Annotated in this window: 20 protein-coding genes; 8 read left to right on the top strand and 12 right to left on the bottom strand. The window is 65.1% G+C overall.

What is annotated here, in order from left to right; all coding sequences use genetic code 11:
- Window positions 1-5: 5 nt before the first annotated feature.
- The 6 genes from PHA8399_RS21010 to PHA8399_RS20985 form a co-directional block, all read right to left on the bottom strand.
- Complete coding sequence (locus PHA8399_RS21010; protein ID WP_058288030.1) at window positions 6-1220, bottom strand: RSP_2647 family RNA methyltransferase; 1215 nt, start codon at window positions 1218-1220, stop codon at window positions 6-8.
- 90 nt (window positions 1221-1310) lie between these two features.
- Complete coding sequence (locus PHA8399_RS21005; RefSeq protein WP_058288029.1) at window positions 1311-1625, bottom strand: monooxygenase; 315 nt, start codon at window positions 1623-1625, stop codon at window positions 1311-1313.
- Between the two features lie 31 nt (window positions 1626-1656).
- Entirely contained in the window at window positions 1657-2034 is a 378-nt protein-coding gene (locus PHA8399_RS21000) for a hypothetical protein (protein WP_058288028.1), read from the bottom strand.
- The gene (locus PHA8399_RS20995; protein WP_082649600.1) at window positions 2031-2489 is read right to left on the bottom strand and encodes a MarR family winged helix-turn-helix transcriptional regulator; all 459 of its coding nucleotides are present in this window, start codon (window positions 2487-2489) and stop codon (window positions 2031-2033) included. Before PHA8399_RS20995 ends, PHA8399_RS21000 begins: the two co-directional genes overlap by 4 nt.
- Window positions 2490-2606: 117 nt before the next feature.
- Window positions 2607-2876, bottom strand: a complete 270-nt coding sequence (locus PHA8399_RS20990; protein WP_058288026.1) for a hypothetical protein — start codon at window positions 2874-2876, stop codon at window positions 2607-2609.
- Window positions 2860-5664, bottom strand: a complete 2805-nt coding sequence (locus PHA8399_RS20985; RefSeq protein WP_058288025.1) for a [protein-PII] uridylyltransferase family protein — start codon at window positions 5662-5664, stop codon at window positions 2860-2862. The genes PHA8399_RS20990 and PHA8399_RS20985 overlap by 17 nt, the downstream gene beginning before the upstream one ends.
- A gap of 167 nt (window positions 5665-5831) precedes the next feature.
- Between PHA8399_RS20985 and PHA8399_RS20980 the strand changes: the two genes are divergently transcribed.
- The 4 genes from PHA8399_RS20980 (at window position 5832) to PHA8399_RS20965 (ending at window position 8147) form a co-directional block, all read left to right on the top strand.
- Complete coding sequence (locus PHA8399_RS20980; RefSeq protein WP_058288024.1) at window positions 5832-6293, top strand: DUF2852 domain-containing protein; 462 nt, start codon at window positions 5832-5834, stop codon at window positions 6291-6293.
- 84 nt (window positions 6294-6377) lie between these two features.
- Complete coding sequence (locus tag PHA8399_RS20975; RefSeq protein WP_008553980.1) at window positions 6378-6809, top strand: RDD family protein; 432 nt, start codon at window positions 6378-6380, stop codon at window positions 6807-6809.
- A 130-nt stretch (window positions 6810-6939) separates the two neighbouring features.
- Window positions 6940-7764, top strand: coding sequence for an arginyltransferase (locus PHA8399_RS20970; RefSeq protein WP_058288023.1), 825 nt, complete (start codon window positions 6940-6942; stop codon window positions 7762-7764).
- Window positions 7764-8147 carry a VOC family protein gene (locus PHA8399_RS20965; protein WP_058288022.1) on the top strand — a complete coding sequence of 128 codons (384 nt, stop codon included), beginning with the start codon at window positions 7764-7766 and terminating at the stop codon, window positions 8145-8147. The genes PHA8399_RS20970 and PHA8399_RS20965 overlap by 1 nt, the downstream gene beginning before the upstream one ends.
- A 170-nt stretch (window positions 8148-8317) precedes the next feature.
- On the opposite strand, the gene PHA8399_RS20960 is transcribed toward PHA8399_RS20965, so the two are convergent.
- The 3 genes from PHA8399_RS20960 to PHA8399_RS20950 form a co-directional block, all read right to left on the bottom strand.
- Window positions 8318-10672 (bottom strand): TRAP transporter large permease, encoded by a 2355-nt coding sequence (locus PHA8399_RS20960; RefSeq protein ID WP_058288021.1) that lies wholly within the window; start codon window positions 10670-10672, stop codon window positions 8318-8320.
- Window positions 10673-10686: 14 nt separating this feature from the next.
- Entirely contained in the window at window positions 10687-11613 is a 927-nt protein-coding gene (locus PHA8399_RS20955) for a TRAP transporter small permease subunit (RefSeq protein WP_058288020.1), read from the bottom strand.
- A gap of 141 nt (window positions 11614-11754) precedes the next feature.
- A complete protein-coding gene (locus tag PHA8399_RS20950; protein WP_058288019.1) occupies window positions 11755-12837 on the bottom strand; it encodes a TRAP transporter substrate-binding protein in 1083 nt (360 codons plus the stop codon).
- A gap of 282 nt (window positions 12838-13119) precedes the next feature.
- On the opposite strand from PHA8399_RS20950, the gene PHA8399_RS20945 reads away from it, so the two are divergent.
- Window positions 13120-14547 carry a cache domain-containing protein gene (locus PHA8399_RS20945; protein ID WP_058288018.1) on the top strand — a complete coding sequence of 476 codons (1428 nt, stop codon included), beginning with the start codon at window positions 13120-13122 and terminating at the stop codon, window positions 14545-14547.
- A 61-nt stretch (window positions 14548-14608) separates the two neighbouring features.
- Window positions 14609-15253 carry a response regulator transcription factor gene (locus PHA8399_RS20940; RefSeq protein WP_008553820.1) on the top strand — a complete coding sequence of 215 codons (645 nt, stop codon included), beginning with the start codon at window positions 14609-14611 and terminating at the stop codon, window positions 15251-15253.
- Window positions 15254-15265: 12 nt separating this feature from the next.
- On the opposite strand, the gene PHA8399_RS20935 is transcribed toward PHA8399_RS20940, so the two are convergent.
- From PHA8399_RS20935 to PHA8399_RS20925, 3 genes are all read right to left on the bottom strand, one after another.
- Window positions 15266-16411: a lytic murein transglycosylase gene (locus tag PHA8399_RS20935; protein WP_058288017.1), complete on the bottom strand. Its 1146-nt coding sequence runs from the start codon at window positions 16409-16411 to the stop codon at window positions 15266-15268.
- Between the two features lie 122 nt (window positions 16412-16533).
- Window positions 16534-17535 carry a capsular polysaccharide export protein, LipB/KpsS family gene (locus tag PHA8399_RS20930; RefSeq protein WP_058288016.1) on the bottom strand — a complete coding sequence of 334 codons (1002 nt, stop codon included), beginning with the start codon at window positions 17533-17535 and terminating at the stop codon, window positions 16534-16536.
- A 77-nt stretch (window positions 17536-17612) separates the two neighbouring features.
- Window positions 17613-18464, bottom strand: coding sequence for a HalD/BesD family halogenase (locus tag PHA8399_RS20925; RefSeq protein ID WP_058288015.1), 852 nt, complete (start codon window positions 18462-18464; stop codon window positions 17613-17615).
- A gap of 405 nt (window positions 18465-18869) precedes the next feature.
- Here PHA8399_RS20925 and PHA8399_RS20920 point away from each other — a divergent pair, with 405 nt between their 5' ends.
- On the top strand, window positions 18870-20621 hold the full coding sequence (locus tag PHA8399_RS20920) for an acetolactate synthase 3 large subunit (RefSeq protein ID WP_058288168.1): 1752 nt from the start codon (window positions 18870-18872) through the stop codon (window positions 20619-20621).
- Between the two features lie 85 nt (window positions 20622-20706).
- Entirely contained in the window at window positions 20707-21267 is a 561-nt protein-coding gene (gene ilvN, locus PHA8399_RS20915) for an acetolactate synthase small subunit (protein ID WP_058288014.1), read from the top strand.
- The last annotated feature ends 2 nt before the right edge of the window (window positions 21268-21269 follow it).

Here is a 21269-nt window from a genome sequence, read left to right as displayed (position 1 = left end):
CCGGATCAGTCCAGCCGGAAGAACACGGCCTTCAGATAGCCGCTTTCGGCCAGCTGCGGCAGCTGCGGGTGGTCGGGGCCTGCATATCCGGTGTGGATGAGCTGGCCGCGGCGGCCCGCCTTGCCGATGCCACGGGCAGAGGCGTTGCGGAACCTGGCGAGATCGGCGGCGTGCGAGCAGGAGCAGAGGCCGAGGTAACCGCCGGGTTTCACCAAGGGGGCCGCCAGTTTGGCAACGCGTTCATAGGCGCGCAGGCCCGCCTCCAGCGCCTGTTTCGAGGGGGCAAAGGCGGGCGGGTCGCAGATCACAACGTCGAAGCTTTCGCCCTCTTCCCCCAGCGCCGTCAGCACATCGAAGGCGTCGCCCTGGCGGGCGGTGAATTTGTCCTGGAAACCGCCGGCCCCGGCGCCCTGGGCGGCCAGTTCCAGCGCAGCGGCGGAGCCGTCCACGCAGGTCGCCTGCCCTGCCCCGCCTGCCAGCATGGCAAGGCCGAAGCCGCCGACGTGGGAGAACACATCCAGCACCCGGGCGCCGGGCGCGGTCAGCCGCGCGGCGAAGGCGTGGTTTTCGCGCTGGTCGAAGAACAGGCCGGTTTTCTGGCCGCCGGTGAGATCAGCCATATAGGTGGCGCCGTTCATTTGGACCGGCACCGGCGCGGCGGGGGCCTCGCCCAGAAGAGTCTGGTTCTGATCGTCCAGCCCTTCCAGGGAGCGGGTGCGGCCGGAGGCGTTTTTCAGGATGACTTCGGCGCCGGTCACCTCGGCCAGAGCGGCGGTGAGCATGTCCAGATGCGCTTCGGCCCAGGCGGCGTTGGGCTGCACCACGCAGGCCGCGCCGAAACGGTCGATCACCACGCCGGGCAGCCCGTCGGATTCCGCGTGGACCAGCCGGTAGAAGGGCGCATCATACAGGCGCTCGCGCATCTCCAGCGCGCGGGACAGGCGGGCGGCGAACCAGGCCTGATCAATCACCGCTTCCGGGTCGCGGTCGAGCATCCGGGCAATGATCTTGCTTTCGGGGTTGACCGAGACCAGCCCCAGCGGGCGCTGCGCCTCATCCTCCAGCACCGCCAGGGTGCCCGGCGCCAGCTTGCGGGTGCGGCGGTCGGTCACCAGTTCGTTGGCATAAACCCAGGGAAACCCGTGCCGGATGGCGCGGGCGTTGGACTTGGGCTTCATTTTCACGCGGGGGCGCTGGAGCGCATCAGGGGAGGCTGTCATGAGGCCCTCTTAGCCGCAAGTGCTGCGCAGGGGAAGAGGCAGCCACGCGGCGGCGCGGCTGCCCGGTGCTGTTCTGCCAGGGCCGGAACCTTAAGCCGAAAGCGGCGCGCGGGTGATCGCGCTCACCTCCTCCATGATGTCGAAGATGTGGTCCGACGCCACCGTTATGCCAATGGACGCCAGGCGTTTCAGGTGCATCTCCCGGTAGGTGTCGAGATCCTCCCGGCTGCGGAACAGATAGGTGGAGCCAAAGCGGGAGGTGCCCTCTTCAATGGTCCAGATTTTCCAGAGGATCCCCGGTTCTCCGGCGATGCTCCGGGCGAGCTCCTTGGTCCCTTCCAGGAACTCTTCGGTGACGGGGCCGTCATAGGTCATATGCAGGTCCCAGATTTTCTGTGTGCTCATGTTCGTTCTCCTGTGGGAAGGCGAGAGGATTTCAGCCGTTTTTGCGGAGCTGTGCAGCGCATAGAACCGCAAGCAGCGCAAAGAAGACCGGGTCGGACCAGCCGAAGCCGGTGAAGAGGCCCGCAATGCAGGCGTACAGCGTGACGGCGGCGCCCAGAACATTGGTCCACATCAGGCCCGTCAGGATGGTGCGGGCGGCATCGCTGCCTGGTTCCGCCGTGCGGAACAGGAAGCTGATGATCCCGATGCCGCCCAGAAAGATCGAATTGTGCTGCGACAGGAACACCGCATAGTGGTCATTCACCTGCAGCCCGTACTGCGGCCAGAGGAGTTGCGGTGCGAGGAATAGCGCGAGGGCGAAGAAGATATAGACCGCAGCATGCGCGGTGAGGAAGGTCTTGCTGGTCATGTTCCGTCTTTCTGCGGCTGCGGCAGTTTTCTGCGCAGCTGGTTGAGTGCCGTAATGGTCTGGCGCTGCTCTTGCCGGCTGATCCCCGAAAAAACCTGCTCCAGCGCCTGGTTGTGCACCGGCATGAACTCCGCCACCTTGGCGCGTCCGGCTTCCGTCAGGCGCAGCACCCGCGCCCGTTTGTCCTTTTCATCGACCGTCTTTTCGGCAAGGCCGGCCTGGATCAGGTTCTTGACCACAACATCCAGATTGCCCGAGGTCGAAAGCGTGAGCTGCATCAGCTGGTTGACCGACAGCGCTCCCTTGGTGCCGAGCGTTTCCAGAACGTCCCATTGCGGCGCGGTCAGGCCTGCCGAGCGGAACACCGGCCCCACCGCGCGCATGAACCGCTGGTGGCTGCGCAGCAGCGCCAGCACAAGAGTCTGGTTTTCCCGGTTGCGGTTATCCTGTGTCATGGCGCCGATATACCCCTAGTTAGGGATATATTCAAGGCCCGTCGCGCAAAACGCCGCAGGGCCGCCGCCTGCGGCGCCAGTCCGCAGAAAGCGCGTCCGCTGATGGTTTTGTGGTCCTTAGCGCGTGCGCGAGCGCCAGCCGCCGCGGCGGCGCGGCTTTTCCGTTCCCTGCAGGCCATCGCGCAGAACCGCCGTCATCGGGTGGTCCGGCTGGTCCTTGCCGTAAAGCTCCAGCAGCGCCTGGATGTCGGCGCGGCTGTCACGGGCGGCGTCCATACCCAGCGCCCAGTCAAAGAAGATGCTGCGGCATTGCGCGCCGGTGATGCCGTCGATCCGGTAGGATTCATAGATCAGACCGCGCGGGTCGTGTTCACTGCTGCCCTTCATCCGTTCCTTCCCCTTGCACGGCGTCCGCTATGATCGCAGCGCAGCCGCTGTAGCGGGCCTGCAGCTCCTGCTCCAGCGCGTCCAGCCGGGCATAGCCGGTGGTGCGGCAGAGGAACTGCGCCCCGCCCTCGCCGATGGCATCGGCCTCGATGGCCTTGCCGGAGAGCAGCCGCGCCGCGCATTGCACTGACCAGAATAGCCGGTAACTGGCGCCGAGGTATTCCGCATCCGCGTCATTCAGCCATCCGGCAGCGACAGCCCCCGCCAGGCCCGCAGCCACATCGCGCGCGCCGGAGCCGGAGGTCAGCGCGCCCGCCTGCGAGATCAGCTCCACATCCATCATCCGCCCGGGTCCGTTCTTGGCGTCCCAGACCCCTGCCGGCGTCTTGGCGGCAGCCAGGCGCGCGCGCATCTGCGCCACCTCCTGCAGCACCTTGCCGCGCTCCCGCGGCTGCTCCAGGAGGCCCGCGCGGAAGTCCTCGATCTCTGCGGCCAGGCTGTCCTCCCCGGCGACCACCCGGGCGCGGGTCAGCGCAAGATGCTCCCACACCCAGGCCTCGTTCTGCTGGTAGAGGGTGAAGCCCGCCAGGCTGACCGCCACCGGACCCTGGGTGCCGGAGGGGCGCAGCCGCATGTCGACCTCATAGAGGCGGCCCTGCGACATCGGCGCCGACAGCGCGGTTACAAAGGCCTGGGTAAGACGGGCGTAATAGGGGCGCGTGGCCAGCGGGCGCTTGCCCTCCGACATCTCCGCCGTGCCAGGGTCGTAGATCACGATGATGTCGAGATCGGATTGCGCATGGATCTGCCCCGCCCCAAGCGAGCCCATCGCCAGAACTGCGGCGCCGCGGCCCGGCGCGGGGCCGTGCTTGCGGGCGAAATGATCCACCACCTCGGGGGTGATCCCGGCGATCACAACTTCGGCCAGTTCGGCGTATTGCGCCCCGGCCTGCTGGCCGTCGGTCAGCCCGCGCAAGTGGTGCACCCCGATGCGGAAGTGCCATTCCTTGCACCAGCGGCGGGTGGTGTCGAGGCGGGGTTCGTAATCGTCTTCCAGGGCCGGGCGGGGGGCCGGTCCCGCCTTCAGCCGGCCCGCCCCGGGCCAGGGATCAAAGAAGGACCCGCCGATCACCGCGTCGAACACGGCGGAATTGCGCGACAGAAAACCGGCCAGCTCGCGGGAGGTGCCGGCGATGTCGACCAGCAGGTCAATGAGCTGCGGATTGGCGCCGAACAGCGAAAACAGCTGCACCCCGGCAGGCAGCCCGGCCAGGAAGCCATCGAGCGCCAGCAGGGTTTCGCCTGGCTTGGCCGTTCTGGCAACGCGGGCCAGCAGCTCCGGCTTGAGCCGTTCGAAGATCTGCGCGCCGCGGGCGGAGCGCAGCGCCGGGTAGGTCGGCCAGCGGGCGATGACGGCGCCGTCAAGCTCTGCCGTCTCCTCGGGCAGCGCCGCAGGCCGCGGCGCGGCGCCCCCAGAGAAGAACCCTTCGGTCAGCGCGTGCACCTGTTCCAGGCGCTCCCTGATGTCCGCCATCAGCGGTTCCGGGTCGCGGTCCATCAGGCAGGCGATGCGGGCGATGCCGTCTTCGGATTTCGGCATCCGGTGGGTCTGGGCGTCATGCACCATCTGGATCCGGTGCTCGACCTCGCGGTGGGCGCGGTAATGGGCGGCCAGCTGCTCTGCCGCGTCCTGCGGCACCCAGCCCTTGTCCGCCAGCGCCGCCAGCCCCTCGACGGTGCCGCGCAGGCGCAGGGATTCATCGCGCCCGCCCGCGATCAGCTGCCGGGTCTGGGTGAAGAACTCGATTTCGCGGATGCCGCCGCGGCCCAGTTTCATGTCGTGCCCCGGCACGCTCAGCGCGCCGCCGGTGCCCTTGCTTTCCCGGATGCGCAAGCGGATGTCATGGGCGTCCTGAATGGCGGCAAAATCCAGGTGCCGCCGCCAGACAAAGGGCCGCAACGTGTTCAGGAACCGCTCCCCTGCGGCGATGTCGCCGGCACAGGGGCGGGCCTTGATATAGGCGGCGCGCTCCCAGGTGCGGCCGAGGCTTTCGTAATAGCGCTCCGCCGCCTCCATCGCCAGGCAGACGGGCGTCACCGCCGGGTCCGGGCGCAGCCGCAGGTCGGTGCGGAACACATAGCCGTCGCCGGTGCGGTCGCTGAGCGCGGCGCACATGTTCTTGGTCGCCCGCACCATGCCCTGGCGCGCCTCATAGAAATCATCCGGGTCGAACCGGGTCTCGTCGAACAGGCAGATCAGGTCGATGTCGGAACTGTAGTTCAGCTCATGCGCGCCCATCTTGCCCATCGCCAGAATGGAGAGGCCGCCCGCGGTCTCGATGTCATCCTCCGTCAGGCCCGGCAGTTTCCTGCGGCGGATCAGATTGGCGATTTCCGCCTTGATGGCCACATCTGCGCACAGCGCCCCGAAATCGGTCAGCGCGCCGGTCACCTGCTCCAGGCTCCAGCCGCCGCTGAGGTCGCACAGCGCGGTCAGCAGCGCCAGGCGCCGCTTGGCCTGGCGCAGGCCGGGCTTCAGCTGCGCGCCCTCCAGCGCGCGGCAGTCTGCCAGAACGGCTTCCAGCGCCGCGCCGGGGTCCTGCAGCGCCTCCGGCAGCCAGTCCGCCTCCCGCGCGGTGAGTTCCTTGAGATAGGGGCTTGAGCCGCAGGCCCCGGCCACCAGACCGGCCAGATCGCCGGACAGGGAAGGCACCAGCCCGCGCGCTTCGGCGCCAAGCTCAGGGTCAAAGGGGCGGGGAATGCGGGTGATCTGCAGGGCGGTCGTCATGCTCCCGACACTGTTCCTGCGGCACCGCCGCGTCAATGGCCGAAATGCCGCGCATGGCGGAGACCATGTGAAAAAGATTCACATACGGGCTTGAAACCCCCGCTGCGGCTTCCGATATGCAGTAATGTGAAAGGGATTTACATACACCCGCAACCTGGAGGACCCCGATGACGAGTTTCACCCCAACCGCCCCCCACACACCGGTGCAGGGCTGGTTTTCCCGCAGCGAAGCCTGGCTGGACAGCAAGGGCAAAGGCGCCTGGATTGCCGTCATGGTGCTTGGCTTTGTGTTCTTCTGGCCGGTGGGTCTGGCCCTTCTCTTCTACATGATCTGGAGCAAACGCATGTTCAGCAAATTCTCCTGCAGCCACAAAAGCAAAACCTGGGCGCGCCACGGCTTCTCGGCGATGAAACCCTCGGGCAACAGCGCCTTTGATGCCTACAAGGCCGACACGCTGCGCCGCCTGGAGCAGGAGCAGCATGACTTCGAAGCCTTCCTGGAGCGCCTGCGCGACGCCAAGGACAAGGCCGAGTTCGACCAGTTCATGGATGACCGCGCCCGCACCGCCGATCACGGCGATGACGCGGAGGATGAGGACGAAGCCGGCGGCGAACCCAAGCGCCGCTAAGCCCCGCCCCTCCTCCGGCTGCCCCGCCCCCGTCCGGGCGGGGCTTCCGCTTCCTGTCTCTTCCTTTAGCAAAGGATCCCATACATGACCGCCCTGCCCGATCCCGACTACCAGGCAGAATTCTATGCGTCTGTACCCGCCAAGCGGCTGATCGCCTGGGTCATCGACAGCATCCTGATCTTTACGCTCAGCGCCGGCGCAGTGCTGCTGACCGCGTTCACCGGGCTCCTGGTCTGGCCGCTGCTGTATCTGGCGGTGGGCTTTGCCTACCGGACCGTGACCATTGCCAACGGCTCCGCCACCTGGGGGATGCGCTTTGCCGGGATTGAGCTGCGCGACAGTGCGGGCCAGCGGCTCGACAGCGGCATGGCAGCGCTGCACACCGCGGGCTATTCGCTGTCCCTGGGCTTCCCGGTGCTGCAGGTGATCTCGATCATCCTGATGCTGACCTCGCCGCGCGGCCAGGGCCTCACGGACCATTTCCTCGGCACCGTCATGCTGAACCGGCGGGTTTGAATGAAAACCGCAAGCGACCGTTAAACCATTTTCCACAACGCTACTTGGCGCACCGGAACCGCGTTGCTATCATCACCCGAAGTAGCTGCCGCTTGTTCCGTTTTTCCCGCGAAACCGCTGAAGAGTTCCGATGCGCCATACCCTTCCCATTGCACCGCAGTTTTACGTGACAGCGCCGCAGCCCTGCCCCTATCTGGACGGCCGGATGGAACGGAAGCTGTTCACCGCACTGCAGGGCGACGGGGTGGAGCAGCTCAACAACAGTCTCAGCCAGCAGGGCTTCCGGCGCTCGCAGAACGTTCTGTACCGGCCCTCCTGCTCGGAATGCTCGGCCTGTCTGTCGGCCCGGATCGACGTGGCGGCCTTCTCCCCCACCCGCAGCCAGAAACGCACCCTGAAACGCAACGCCCATCTGGAGCGGCGGGCGACGTCGCCCTGGGCGACCGAGGACCAGTTTGCCCTGTTCCGCAGTTATCTGGACAGCCGCCACGCGGATGGCGGCATGGCCGACATGGACGTGTTCGAATACGCCGCAATGATCGAGGAAACCCCGGTGCGCAGCCGGGTGGTGGAGTATGCCGAGGCGGGCAGCAACCGGCTGACCGCGGTATCGCTTACGGATGTGCTGGAGGACGGCCTCAGCATGGTCTACTCGTTTTATGCGCCGGACCAGCCGAAGAATTCGCTCGGCACCTTCATGATCCTGGATCATATCCAGATCGCGCGGGAGGCCGGCCTGCCCTACGTCTATCTGGGCTATTGGGTCCCCGGCAGCCAGAAGATGGGATACAAGGCCAAGTTCTCCGGCCTTGAGATCTATCACCAAAGCAGCTGGACGAAAATGACCAACCCGTCTGAGTTCGCGGCTGCCAGCCATCCGCTGTCGACCGATCCGATTGCCGAACAGGTCGCCAATATCCAGCTGCCAGAACAGCCCATCCACCGCAGCCGCTGATGCAGCATCTCCACGCCGTCTCGCTGGTGGTGCCGGATTATGACGCCGCCATCGCCTTTTACTGCGGCCAGCTTGGCTGGCAGCTGGCCGAGGATATTGATCAGGGAGCCAAGCGCTGGGTGCGGATCCTGCCGCCGGGCGCTGCGCAGGGCAGCCTGGTGCTGGCCCGCGCCGAAGGTGCCGCGCAGGAAGCCGCCATCGGCAACCAGTTCGGCGGCCGCGTCGGGCTGTTCCTGGCCAGCGATGATTTCGCCCGCGACCACGCCGCGATGCTGGCTCAGGGCGTCACCTTCGAAGAGGACCCCCGGCATGAGTCTTATGGCACCGTAGCGGTCTGGCGCGACCCCTTCGGCAACCGCTGGGACCTGATCCAGTTCGCCTGAGCCGGCCCGCGGGCCGGACCGTCTGCGCAAGGATCCCCTGTTCATCTGGCTGAAAATATCCCGGGGTGAATGCGCCCCGCGCGCGCAGAGGGGCAGCGCCCCTAACCCGGCAAGAAAAGCAAAGGGGCCCGCTTGGGGCCCCTTTTCCGTTTACCTACACTGCCGCCGGATCAGTTCGGGATCAGCGCCGGCACGATGGTCACGATCGACGGGAAGGCCCACAGGATGGCGATCCCCACCACCTGGATCAGCACGAAGGGCACGATCCCGCGATAGATATGGGCCGTCGTCACCTCCTTGGGGGCGACCCCGCGCAGGTAGAACAGCGCAAAGCCGAAGGGCGGTGTCAGGAACGAGGTCTGCAGGTTCACCGCCACCATGATGGTCACCCATTTCGGATCGAACGACCCGCCATAGATCACCGGCCCCACAATCGGGATCACGATGTAGATGATCTCCAGGAAGTCCAGAACGAAGCCCAGGAAGAACAGCACCAGCATCACGATCAGGAAGACCGTCATCTCGTTGTCGAAGCTCTTCAGGAACTGCTGGATGTAGTGCTCCCCGCCGAAGGAGATCACCACCAGATTGAGCAGCTGCGAGCCGATCAGGATGGTGAAGACCATCGAGGTCACCTTGGCGGTTTCCCGCACCACCGGGGTCAGCACGCCGGAGCGGAACAGAACCCAGCAGCCATAGAGCAGCCCGAACAGCGCATAGAGATAGGCGGCGTAGGCCACGAGGAAGGCAATCCAGCTTTCGACGCTGACGCCGCCCTGGTTCACCCGCAGGTCGAAGTTCATGCCGACCAGGATGCACAGCATCACCGCAAAGGTGGACCAGATGATGATGCTGCCGGAGCGGCCTTCATCCTTCAGCTTGCGGTAGGCCGCCAGCATGATGGCGCCGCCTGCCCCCAGCGCCGCGGCCGGCGTCGGGTTGGTGATGCCGCCCAGGATCGAGCCCAGCACCGCAACGATCAGCACCAGCGGCGGGAACACCACCCGGATCAGATCGTTGCCCGCGCAGCGCGCGGCGGCCTCGCGGCAGCCCCACAGCGCCAGCAGCAGCGGCAGCGCAATCCACAGAACGGTCACGCCCGCCGAGGTGGTCGGCGCAATCGCCACCAGATCCACCAGCGCAATCAGCAGAACCCCGATTGCGCCCAGGATCAGCGGTTTGGCATCACGCGAAGGCGCCACGCCGCGGCCGAACGCCAGCACCAGGCCCAGCACGATCATGATCACGCTGATGCCGGTGCCAATCGGTGCCGCAGCGGCGATCTTGGCTTCGCGGGCAGCGGCGATTTGCTCTTCGCTGAGCTTCGCAGACAGAGCCACGCCGCCAGCCGCGTCGATGGCTTCCTGCTCCGCCACGGCGGCATCCCAGGCGTCCTGCCCGTGCAGCTCGATCATGGCCTCCTTGCACTGCGGCCCGACAGTGGTGCGCAGCGAGGCGGTTTCACCAGCATCCGAGAAGGTCGAGACGGTGATGTTCTGGCTGCCGATCACGTTAAAGCTCGACAGCAGGATCGCGCCGCCGATCAGCGCGGCCGGAACCGCCAGGAACCAGGTCAGGCCTTCGTTGCGGGTGATCACTTCGCCGGTGCCGCCTTCGATGGCGACCGCGGGCGCCTTGTGCGGGTTCAGCAGCGCATAGCCAAAGGCATAGGTGGCATAGAGGATCGCCAGCAGGATGCCCGGCAGCAGCGCCGCCTGGAACAAGGTGCCGACCGACACCACCGCCGGCTCGCCCAGATACGTCAGCGCGTCAGAGCAGCCCGCCTCCATCGCGCGGGTTTCCTGCGCGGTGGAATAAAGGTCGCCCGCCAGGGTGCCCAAAAGAACGATCACGATGGACGGCGGAATGATCTGGCCCAGGGTGCCGGAGGCGGCGATCACGCCGGTTGCCAGCTCCGGCGAGTAGTTGTTGCGCAGCATGGTAGGCAGCGCCAGCAGGCCCATGGTCACCACGGTCGCGCCGACGATGCCGGTGGAGGCCGCAAGGAACGCGCCCACAACCACGATCGACACCGCCAGGCCGCCGGGCAGCGGGCCAAAGACGCGCGCCATGGTGGTCAGCAGGTCGTTGGCGATCTTCGAGCGTTCCAGAGTGATGCCCATCAGAACGAACATCAGCACCGCCAGCAGGGTTTCAATCGACGCGCCCGCCAGAACCCGCTCGTTCATCCGGTTGACGATGAAGGAGACGTTGCGGTCCAGCGCCACTTCCCAGCCCTGGACGAACACCGGTTCCGCCATCCTTGGCAAATCCGGGTACCGGAAGACTGAGACCTTGTCCGGCCTGACGCCCGAGTTCACCAGGTCGCGGTAGGCCTGCGACGAGGTGTCGATGGCCTGGTGGATCAGGATGCCCGCGCTGTCCAGCGCGGCGATGATCCCGAAGGAGATGATCCCGGCGCCGCCGATGGCAAAGGCCACCGGAAAGCCGGAGAGAATGCCCCCGAAGAGGCAGAAAAATACGATGAGCAGGCCGATCTCGACGCCATCAAGTCCAAATAGCATGTTTCCGACGTCCCTTAATGCGTGCCTTCGTAGGCTTCTTCACCCTCTCCAAGGCTGTCCTTGTCGAGGTATTTGTTTTCGCTGCCCTGGCCTTCGACGAACTCCAGGAAGGAGCGGTAGAAGAAGGCGATGGCGTGCAGGAACACGAGGCCCGCGAAGGCGATCAGCAGGATCTTGAACAGGAAGTAGGCGTTGAACCCGTTGGGGCTGAAGCCGATGGTTTCCACGTTCCACCGCAGGGCGCGGGATTTCATCACCAGCCGCTCCAGCGTGTCCGAAGCCGAGGGGTTCGGCACGATCAGGTGCCGCCACAGGAAGAACCAGCCGTACATCCACGTCAGCACCGCGGCGGGCATCATGAAGATCAGCGAGCCGATCATGTCCACCACCTTTTTGGCGCGGAAGCTGATGCCGGAATAGATCAGGTCCACCCGCACATGGCCGCCCTGCACAAAGGTGTAAGTCACGCAAAGGCAGACCACCAAGGCATTGTAAAACTTCAATTCCTCCGCAAACCAGCTGATGTCCTGGCTGAACGGGATGCCAAAGCCGAAGCTGATGTCGGGCCGCGCGAACACGCGCTGCAGGAAGACGATGATGATCTGCTGCACCACCATCAGAAGCCCCGCCCAGGCAAAGAAGCGGCCAATGGTGTTGGCCATCCCCTCCAGCCCGCGGACCATGGCCCACATGAAGCTGCGGAAATAGAGGCCGATGGCGGTCAGCACCAGGAAGGTGGTGAACACGACAAAGAAGAATTCGACCGAGCCGCCATAGTAGACGAAGCGCATGATCGAAGCCTTGTCGGACCAGTCGAGCCAAAGCTGCGGATGGGTGACGGCGTAGCCGAGATTATAAAAGGCGCCGGCGATGTTCTGGATCAGCCAGACAAGTCCGCCCCAGATTGCGCCAAAGAAGGTGATGCCACTCTCTTCCTGCATGTTTCCCCCGGGAAGATTGCTGCGAAGTTGCGGCTGAGGGCTGGGCACACGGCGCTGCTGGCCGGCCGGCCCGCGCTAAGGGCAACTGCATATGGACCCCCCGCCTGCGGCGGGGGATCCGGTTAATGACGGTCAGGCGGATCAGGCCAGGACGCGGTCGCGCTGAACGCGGTAGGCGCCTTCGGATTTGGTGATCCAGCCGGAGGAGGCTTTCATCGAGGATTCGACGCTGCCGCGGATTTTCGCGAACAGCTCGTCGCCCATGAACTCGTCCAGGGTTTCCTTGGTGGCCTTGCCGAAGGCGTCCCAGACGCTGTCCGGGAATTCCAGGGTCTTGACGCCGCCGGACTGCAGGCGCTGCAGCGCTGCACCGTTGTTGTTCATGAACTGCGCCAGGCTCCACTGGTGGCCGGCGGCCGATGCCATCTCGATGATCTTCTGATGGGCCGGCGACAGGCTTTCGAACACTTCGCGGTTGGTGGCAACCGACAGCGCCGCGCCCGGCTCGTGGAAGCCCGCGGTGTAGTAGGTCTTGGTGATTTCCTGGAAACCAGCCTTCTCGTCCGCCCAGGGGCCGATCCACTCGGTGCCGTCGATGGCGCCGGAGGACAGCGCCTGATACACTTCGGAACCCGGAATGTTCTGCACCGAGGCGCCCAGCTTGCCCAGCGCCTTGCCGCCCAGGCCCGGCATCCGGAACTTCAGGCCGTTGAAGTCTTCGGGGCCAGAGATTTCCTTGTTGAACCAGCCGCCGGACTGCGGGCCGGTGTTGCCGCCGATGAAAGACTTCAGGCCAAAGATCTGGCCCAGTTCATCATGCAGCGCCATGCCTTCGCCGTGGTAGTACCAGTTGGTCAGTTCCTGCGGGGTCATGCCAAAGGGCACCGCGGTGAAATACGCATAGCCCGGGTGCTGGCTGACGAAATAATAGTCGGCAGCGTGGTACATGTCGGCCTGGCCGGCGGTCACGGCGTCGAACACTTCGAACGCGCCAACCAACTCGCCTGCGGCTTTGACGTCAACGGTCAGGTCGCCACCGGACATGGCCGTGATGGAGTCGGCAACATATTGTGCAGAATCATGCACACCGGCCAGACCGCGGCCCCAGGTGGTAACCATGGTCAGGGTGCGCTTGCCCTGGGCATATGCCGGTGCGGCCAGGGTGCTGGCTGCTGCGGCGGAGCCGCCCAGTGCGGACGTTTTCAAGAAAGAACGGCGATCCATAAAGTTTTCCTCCCATAATCATTCGGATTGCCCGGAAGGTCCCCCCGGGCGGATCGGTTCGAGTGGGGCCAGCCTAGCGGCGGCGAATTTTATGTGAATACCAAGTACTGCGTAGAACGGCACGTTTTTCGCGGCTGCACCGGGTCAGTTGGCGCATTTTTGGCGCGAATCGCTGAATGTCGGCACACGCCTGGGGCGCAAATGTGTCGCGTGCCTTTGATTCCTCTGGGCGGCCGGGCAATGATTCGGTACAAGTTTTTGACCAATTCCGGGACCCCATTGATGCGTCTGTTCCAAACCCTTTTGCGCCCGACCTACGCGCAGAAACTGTCGCTTTTGATGACCTTGCCGCTGATTGTGGCAGGCACGGCGATTGCGGTTCTGGTGGGCTATCAGTCGCGCGCCCTGGCAGAGCGCGAGATCCAGGCGCTGGAGATGCAACTGCTGGCCGCCAAGAAGGCGGAGCTGCGCAACTACGTGACCCAGGCCCGCAACGGCTTTGCCCATATCTATGGCCTGGCAGCACCCGATGATGCAGAGGCCAAGGAACAGGTGGCGCAGATCCTCAGCGCGATGATCTACGGCAAGGACGGGTTCTTCTTTGTCTACGACTACGACGGCACCAATCTGGTCAGCCCGCGGCAGACCGAGTTCATCAACCGCAATTGGGCGGGCCTGACCGACAGCGCCGGCGTGCCGGTGGTGGATGAGTTCATCCGCCTGGCGCGCGACGGGGCTGGCTGGCACAGCTTCACCTGGGAAAAGCCCTCCACCGGCGAGGAGGCGCAGATGATCGCCTATGTGCTGGGGCTGCAGGACTGGCAATGGGCGATCGGCACCGGCGTGTTCATCGACGATGTGCTGGCCACCGTCGCCGCCTCACGGGCGGAGGTGGAGGCGCGGGTGCGGCGCACCTTCTTTTACATCGGGGCGATCACGCTGATTTCGCTGGGGCTGGTCTTTGCCTCCGGCATGTTCCTGAACATCCGCGAGCGGCGGCTGGCAGATGCCAAGCTGAAGGAGCTGACCCAGCGCGTGTTCGACGCCCAGGAGGAGGAGCGCGGCCGGGTGGCGCGGGAGCTGCATGACGGGATCAGCCAGCTGCTGGTCGGGGTGCGCTATGCGCTGGACAACACCCGCCGCCGCCTGACCCGCGGCGATGGCGAGGGCGCGGCGGCGCCCCTGGAGAAAGGCACCGAAAGCCTGCTGACCGCCATCACCGAAGTGCGCCGGATCAGCCGCGACCTGCGCCCGGGCGTGCTGGACGACCTCGGGCTGGGCCCGGCGCTGAAGGCGCTGACCGATGATTTCGCGGCCCGCACAGGGATCGAGACGGCGTTCTCCACCGTGGTGTTCCGCAACCGGCTGGACCAAGACTCCAAGATTGCGCTTTACCGCATCGCCCAGGAGGCGCTGACCAATATCGAACGCCATGCCGAGGCTACCAAGGTCAGCATCGACCTGCGCGGCCATACCAAGGGCGCCACCATGCGGATCACCGACAATGGCCGCGGCCTGCCGCCCAGGGATGCCCGCACCGGCCCCGGGATCGGGTTGCGCAACATGCAGGAGCGGATCGAGCAGCTTGACGGCACCTTGCGCATTCTGTCATCACGGGGCACCCAAAGCGGCACGGTGATCGAGGCAAGCCTGCCTCTCAGCCATTTGCTGCCGCCGGGCGAGGAGGGAACGCCTGCACAGCTGCCGTGACCGGGGAGGATGCGGCAAGGTGCGAGGCTCCCGGGCAATGGAATGCTGCATTGGGGGAATGATGGCTGATCCGGTAAAGGTTCTGATCGTGGATGACCACCCGATGGTGGCCGAAGGCATCCAGTCGATCCTTGAGAGCTATGACGACATCCAGGTGGTCGGCTCGCTGACCGATGGCCGCGATGCGGTGAACCAGATGGGCAGGCTGGCGCCCGACGTGGTGCTGATGGACCTGAACATGCCCAAGCTGGGCGGCCTCAGCGCCACCGAGATCATTCTGGAACAGCACCCCGGCACCCGCATCCTGATCCTGTCGATGCATGACAGCGCCGAATATATCTCCACCGCGCTGAGCCACGGCGCGATGGGCTATGTGCTGAAGGATGTCCCGACCGATGAGATCAAGCAGGCCATCGACGCGGTAATGGAGGGGCAGACCTATCTCTGCACCGGTGCGGCTGGCTCCCTGAAGCCCAAGGATAACGGCGCCCGCGAGGCGCTGACCGGGCGCGAGCAGACCATCCTGCTGGAGCTGGCGCAGGGCAAATCCAACAAGGAAGTCGCCCAAGCGCTTGATATCTCTGTCAGAACCGTCGAAACTCACCGCAAGAACATCAAGCGCAAGCTGGGCATATCCTCCACCGCCGGCCTCACCCGCTATGCGCTGGAGCATGGGGTGCTGCAGGGCACCGGCGCCGCGTTCTGATCCTCCCTGCCCCTAGTTCAGGCTGGCCAGCAGCGCCGGGGACGGATCGCCCGTCGCCGGCAGGCCGCGGCTGGACTGGTAGCCGCTGATCGCAGCGCGGCTTTTCGGGCCCAGCACGCCGTCGGCACCGCCGGTATCGAAGCCTTTGGCCGTCAGGCGTTTCTGCAGCAGGATGCGGTCATCCTTGGTCAGACCGTATGTGTCCGGCGGGAAGCCCGCTCGCAGCGGGCCGCCTCCGGCAATACGGTCGGCCAGGTGGCCCACCCCGATCGCGTAGGCATCCGAGTTGTTGTAGCGCTTGATGGCGTTGAAATTGCTGGTGACGGCAAACTTCGGCCCGCCCGCCTGCGGCTGGAGGATGCGGCCTGCGGGGGTGCCGGGCGCCCCGGCCTCGCCGCCCCATTTCAGCCCGCGGGTCCAGCCGTTCCTTTGCAGATACGCGGCTGTGGACGCCAGCGCGTCGCTGGGATCCTCCGACCAGATATCGCGCCGCCCGTCGCCGGTGAAATCCACCGCAAAGGCCTGGTAGGAGGTCGGAATGAACTGGGTATGCCCCATGGCGCCAGCCCAGCTGCCGGTCATCCGGGCGGGGGTGATGTCACCGCTTTGCAGGATCTTCAGCGCCGCCAGCAGCTGCTTTTCAAAAAACGCCCCGCGCCGCCCGTCGTAGGCCAGCGTCGAGGTGGCGGAAATCACCGGCACGTCACCGCGGCGCTCGCCAAAGAAGCTTTCCAGCCCCCAGATGGCGCAGATGATTTCCGCATCAACGCCATAGGCCCGCTCCAGCGCCTGCAGGGTGGCGCCGTGGCGGGCAAAGGCGGCGCGGCCCTTGGCCAGCCGCTCGTCCGAGACGGCGATGGACAGGTAATCCTCCAGCGAGCGCTTGAACTCGGTCTGGTTGCGGTCGCGCTTGATGACCCCCGGCAGATACCCCGCCCCGCGAAACGCGGCGCGCAGGGTGGATTGGGAAATGCCCATGGCCTCAGCCCGGGACCGGAAGGCCGCCACCCACCGGTCATATCCGGCATTGGGCACCGGCCGCAGATCCGCCGGCAGGCCGGTGCTGCGGGAGCTGCCCCCGGCCGGAACCGTGCTGCTGCAGGCCGTAAGCCCAAACGCTGCAAGACCAAACCCGAAATGACGCCGTGTGATGTTCATGTTATCTGCCCGTTCTGCTGATTGCCGCCTGCCTTGTGCAGCAGGGCCTTTGCAGGACAGGCTGCCAGAAACAGCGCGGGCCGCCAAGGTCCGGAATAGCGCCAGAGCGAAGACCTGCCGCCCTAGCGCCCTGCCAGCCGGTCCGGTGGCCGTTCGGCCGTGAAGCGCGCCCGCGGGAAGCCTGCGCGGCCAAAGATCTCCCAGATCCGCTGCTCCACGTCCGGCGCGCCGATTTCCAGGCAGTTCTTGCGGAAATACCAGGTCAGGAACTGCGCATAGCCGCCTTTGCGCGCCAGCGCCCGTTGCAGCGCCCCGGCGAACTGCCCCGGCCCGGTGATGGTTTCCGCCATGTGGTGAAAATCGGACGTGCCGTAGAGAATGGCAGGCGTCCGGTGCAGGAACCCTTCCATCGCCGCAGTCGAGTTGATCGAGACCGTCACGCAGCTGGCGGCGAGAATATCGTGGATGTTGGCGCCACTGATCACCACCCGTCTGTCCCCGGCCGCGATCTCTGCCAACTCCGCCATGGTGGCGATGCTCGCCAGCAAGGGATGCGGCTTGACCAGCACGGTCCGGTGTCCTGCCCCCTGCAGCACATCCTGCAGCATCGCGATATCGGTAAATTCTGTTGCCCCGGTCCGGACCGGGTAAGACCCCTGGAAAAATACCGAAATACACCCCTGCGGAATATCCTCCCGCTCCCTTGGCGCGCTGTACCGGGTCCGGCGGGCGTCCTTCCACGTCCGTTGCAGCCGCCCGAAGAACTGCTTGGCGTACTGGTAAGGGATCATGTCCTCCCGGAAATCCCGGGCCGCGATGGAGCTGAACCCGCGGGTTCCCTCCGGGTCCAGATGCCAGAAACCGTCCAGATACGCCAAGGCCGCATTCAGCACATTCGGCATCTGCACGCTGCGGTCATCCAGAATGTGCAGATTGCCGTCCGCGAAGCAATCCCCGGGAACCTGCCGCATGCGGCTGGTGATGCCGGCGTCCAAGGCGCGGATGTCACAGCCGATCCCCTCTGCCGCCAGCATTTTCTGAATCACGCCGAAAAGCTGCAGGAAGCCGCGTGAAAGGTCGCTCTCAATATGCTTTTTGCGCAGATGGATAATGACTTTGGGCACCGGCGGCTTCCTGCGGAATACTGCAAATGAGTATCCCGATCCCGCGCGGCAGGTCCAGCCCCCTGACGCAGGCCCGGTTAATCCCGCAGCGCGTCGGCACGCAGTCCCTCACGCTCGTAATGGCGCGGCAGGACCCTGCCATAAAGCTGCCGGGTGCGCTCTACCCCGCCGCACATGCCCTCCTGCTCGACAAAGGAGAAGATCCCGACATAGCGCCTGCGCGCCCCCTCGACCGGGGCCACCCGGTGCAACGAATAGCGGCCCCGGAAGATCTGCAGGTCGCCGGGCCGCAGCACCAGCCTGCGCAGCAGCGGCGAGCCGCCCGCCAGCACCCGCGCAACGCCCTCGAAATTCTCATCCGCCGGGGTGCGCAGCATTGGCACGTATTCGAACGCGCCGCCGCTCTCGCCGTTCTGGATCGCCAGCGTCACGGTGTAATTGTTGGTATCGAAATGCCAGGGGAAGCCCTGCCCCGCCTCGACCATGTTGATGATCACATCGGCCAGCGGATCGTCATAGCGGAAGAACCGGTCCTCCGGCTCTCCCAGCGCTTCGCGGACAAACGGCATGAATCCGGGGTGCTCGTAGATCGCGCGCAGCGGGCTGTCCGGGCCAAAGTTGTCCGCAGGGACAAAGGCGTTGGAGCGGCCGAAAAACTGCCGCACCGGATGGGTTTCCGGCAGGGTGCTGTCGTCCTGGGAGAAATAGGGATTGGTGCGGCTGAAGGACCTGTGCCCCTGGCCTGCCACCGCATCGGCCTCCGCCACCAGCCTGGCAACGCCGTCCTGATGCACGAACCCGGGCAGCACCGCACAGCCGTCCGCTGCAAGATCGCGCTGCAGATCCGCGATCAGCCGGGCGCAGGCGCTGGAGCCGGGCCGGTCGATGGGATAGCGTCCGAGATCCACCAGATCGGAGAGTTGAACCATGTCCGCTTCCTTCCCTTCTATCCTTTGCTGAGGCTGAGCTTGCCTGCTGCGGGAGCACCGATCTGGCACAAACGGGACACGGGCGTGCCGGATTTGAACGATTTCCCGCCTCAGCGGGCCGCCGCTTTCGCGGAAATTTCGCCGCACCCCGGGGCGCAAGCAAGAAAATGTCTCCGGGAGCGTCCTTTTTGACACGTTTGCCGGTTGACGCCCCTGTCCGCCGCCCATAATGTCCGCTGCAACGCAATGAGGAGCCTGTGGACGTGACCACCCTAGTCGTAATCGTAGGAACCAAGCGCATGGGCCGGTGACGGTTGACCATAATCGAACCCATGCGCCTCCGACTTGAAATCGGGGGCTTTTTTTATGCGTAATGACGATGCCGCCAATTGGAGCAAAAAGCAGATGACACGTGAGATGACCGGCGCGAAAATGGTTGTTCAGGCCCTGAAGGATCAGGGGGTGGATGTGGTCTTCGGATACCCTGGCGGCGCCGTGCTGCCGATCTATGACGAGATCTTTCTGCAAAATGACATCCGCCACGTTCTGGTCCGTCACGAACAGGGCGCGGTCCACGCGGCGGAAGGCTATGCCCGCTCCACCGGCAAACCCGGCGTGGTTCTGGTGACTTCCGGCCCCGGTGCCACCAATGCGGTCACCGGCCTCACCGACGCGCTTTTGGACTCGATCCCGATCGTGGTGCTGACCGGCCAGGTGCCGACCTTCATGATCGGCTCCGACGCCTTCCAGGAGGCCGACACCGTGGGCATCACCCGCCCCTGCACCAAGCACAACTGGCTGGTCAAGGATACCGACGCGCTGGCCCGCACCCTGCATGAGGCCTTCCACGTCGCCAAGTCCGGCCGCCCCGGCCCGGTTCTGGTCGACATTCCCAAGGACGTCCAATTCGCCAGCGGCACCTACCAAGGGCCGAAACCCTCGGCCTCGCATTACCAGCCGCAGGTCAAAGGCGACATGGAGGCGATCACCGAGCTGGTCGAGGCCATCGAAAAGGCCAAGCGCCCGGTGTTCTATACCGGCGGCGGCGTCATCAACTCCGGCACCGCGGCCAGCCAGCTGCTGCGCGAGCTGGTGGACGGCACCGGCATTCCGGTCACCTCGACCCTGATGGGCCTGGGCGCCTACCCTGCGTCCGGCAAGAACTGGCTGGGCATGCTGGGAATGCACGGGCTGTACGAGGCCAACATGGCGATGCACGGCTGCGACCTGATGATCAACATCGGCGCCCGGTTCGACGACCGGATCACCGGCCGCATCGACGCCTTCAGCCCGAAATCGAAAAAGGCGCATATCGACATCGACCCCTCCTCGATCAACAAGGTGATCCGGGTCGATATCCCGATTGTCGGCGACGTCGCCCATGTGCTGGAAGACATCCTGAAGGTCTGGAAATCGCGCGGCCGCAAGGTGAACCGCGAGGCGCTGGCCAAATGGCAAAAGCAGATCGACGAATGGCGCGCGGTGAACTGCCTGTCGTTCAAGAACTCGGAAAAGACCATCAAGCCGCAATACGCGCTGCAGCGCCTTGAGGCGCTGACCAAGGGCCGCGACCGCTATGTCACCACCGAGGTCGGCCAGCACCAGATGTGGGCGGCCCAGTACCTGGGCTTTGAGGACCCGAACCGCTGGATGACTTCCGGCGGCCTCGGCACCATGGGCTATGGCTTCCCGGCCTCGATCGGTGCGCAGATGGCGCATCCGGAGGCGCTGGTGATCAACGTCGCGGGCGAGGCATCGTGGCTGATGAACATGCAGGAGATGGGCACCGCAGTGCAGTTCCGCCTGCCGGTGAAACAGTTCATCCTGAACAACGAGCGCCTGGGCATGGTGCGCCAGTGGCAGGAACTGCTGCACGGCGAGCGCTACAGCCACAGCTGGTCCGAGGCGCTGCCCGATTTCGTGAAGCTCGCCGAGGCCTTCGGCTGCAAGGGCATCTGCATCAGCGATCCCGCCGATCTGGATGATGCGATCATGGAAATGATCGACTACGACGGGCCGGTGATCTTCGACTGCCTGGTCGAGAAGCACGAGAACTGCTTCCCGATGATCCCCTCGGGCAAGGCGCATAACGAGATGCTGCTGGGCGAAGCCGAGACCCAGGGCGTCATCCAGGCCGGCGGCGCAGTGCTGGTGTAACCGCGGCAGCGCCGCAAATTTCTTCGGAGAAATTTGCCAGGAAATTCGAATTTCCTGGCAGCGACATACGAGAGGAAGACCACGAATGTCTGCCCTGCATATCAAAAAAGGCTCCACCCGCCATTCCGCCTACAACCTGCGCCCGACGTTTTCGGACGTGCAGGAACGCCACACCATTGCGGTGCTGGTGGAAAACGAACCCGGGGTTCTGGCCCGTGTCATCGGCTTGTTCTCGGGCCGCGGCTACAACATTGAAAGCCTGACCGTGGCCGAAGTGGACCACACCGGCCATCTGTCGCGGATTACCATCGTCACCACCGGCACCCCGCAGGTGATTGAGCAGATCAAGGCGCAGCTGGGCCGCATCGTTTCAGTCCGCGATGTGCACGACCTGACGGTCGAAGGCGTCGCGGTGGAACGGGAACTGGCGATCCTGAAAGTGGCGGGCGACGGCGACAAGCGGGTCGAAGCGCTGCGGCTGGCGGATATCTTCCGCGCCAATGTTGTCGACAGCACGCTGAACAGTTTCGTTTTTGAAATCACCGGCGCGCCGGACAAGATCGATGCCTTTGCCGAACTCATGCGGCCGCTTGGCCTGGCCGAGATTGCCCGCACCGGAGTCGCCGCGCTGCTGCGCGGAAACTAATT

This window comes from Leisingera aquaemixtae (assembly GCF_001458395.1).
Taxonomy (GTDB): domain Bacteria; phylum Pseudomonadota; class Alphaproteobacteria; order Rhodobacterales; family Rhodobacteraceae; genus Leisingera; species Leisingera aquaemixtae.
This window is presented reverse-complemented; position numbering and strand designations above follow the sequence as displayed.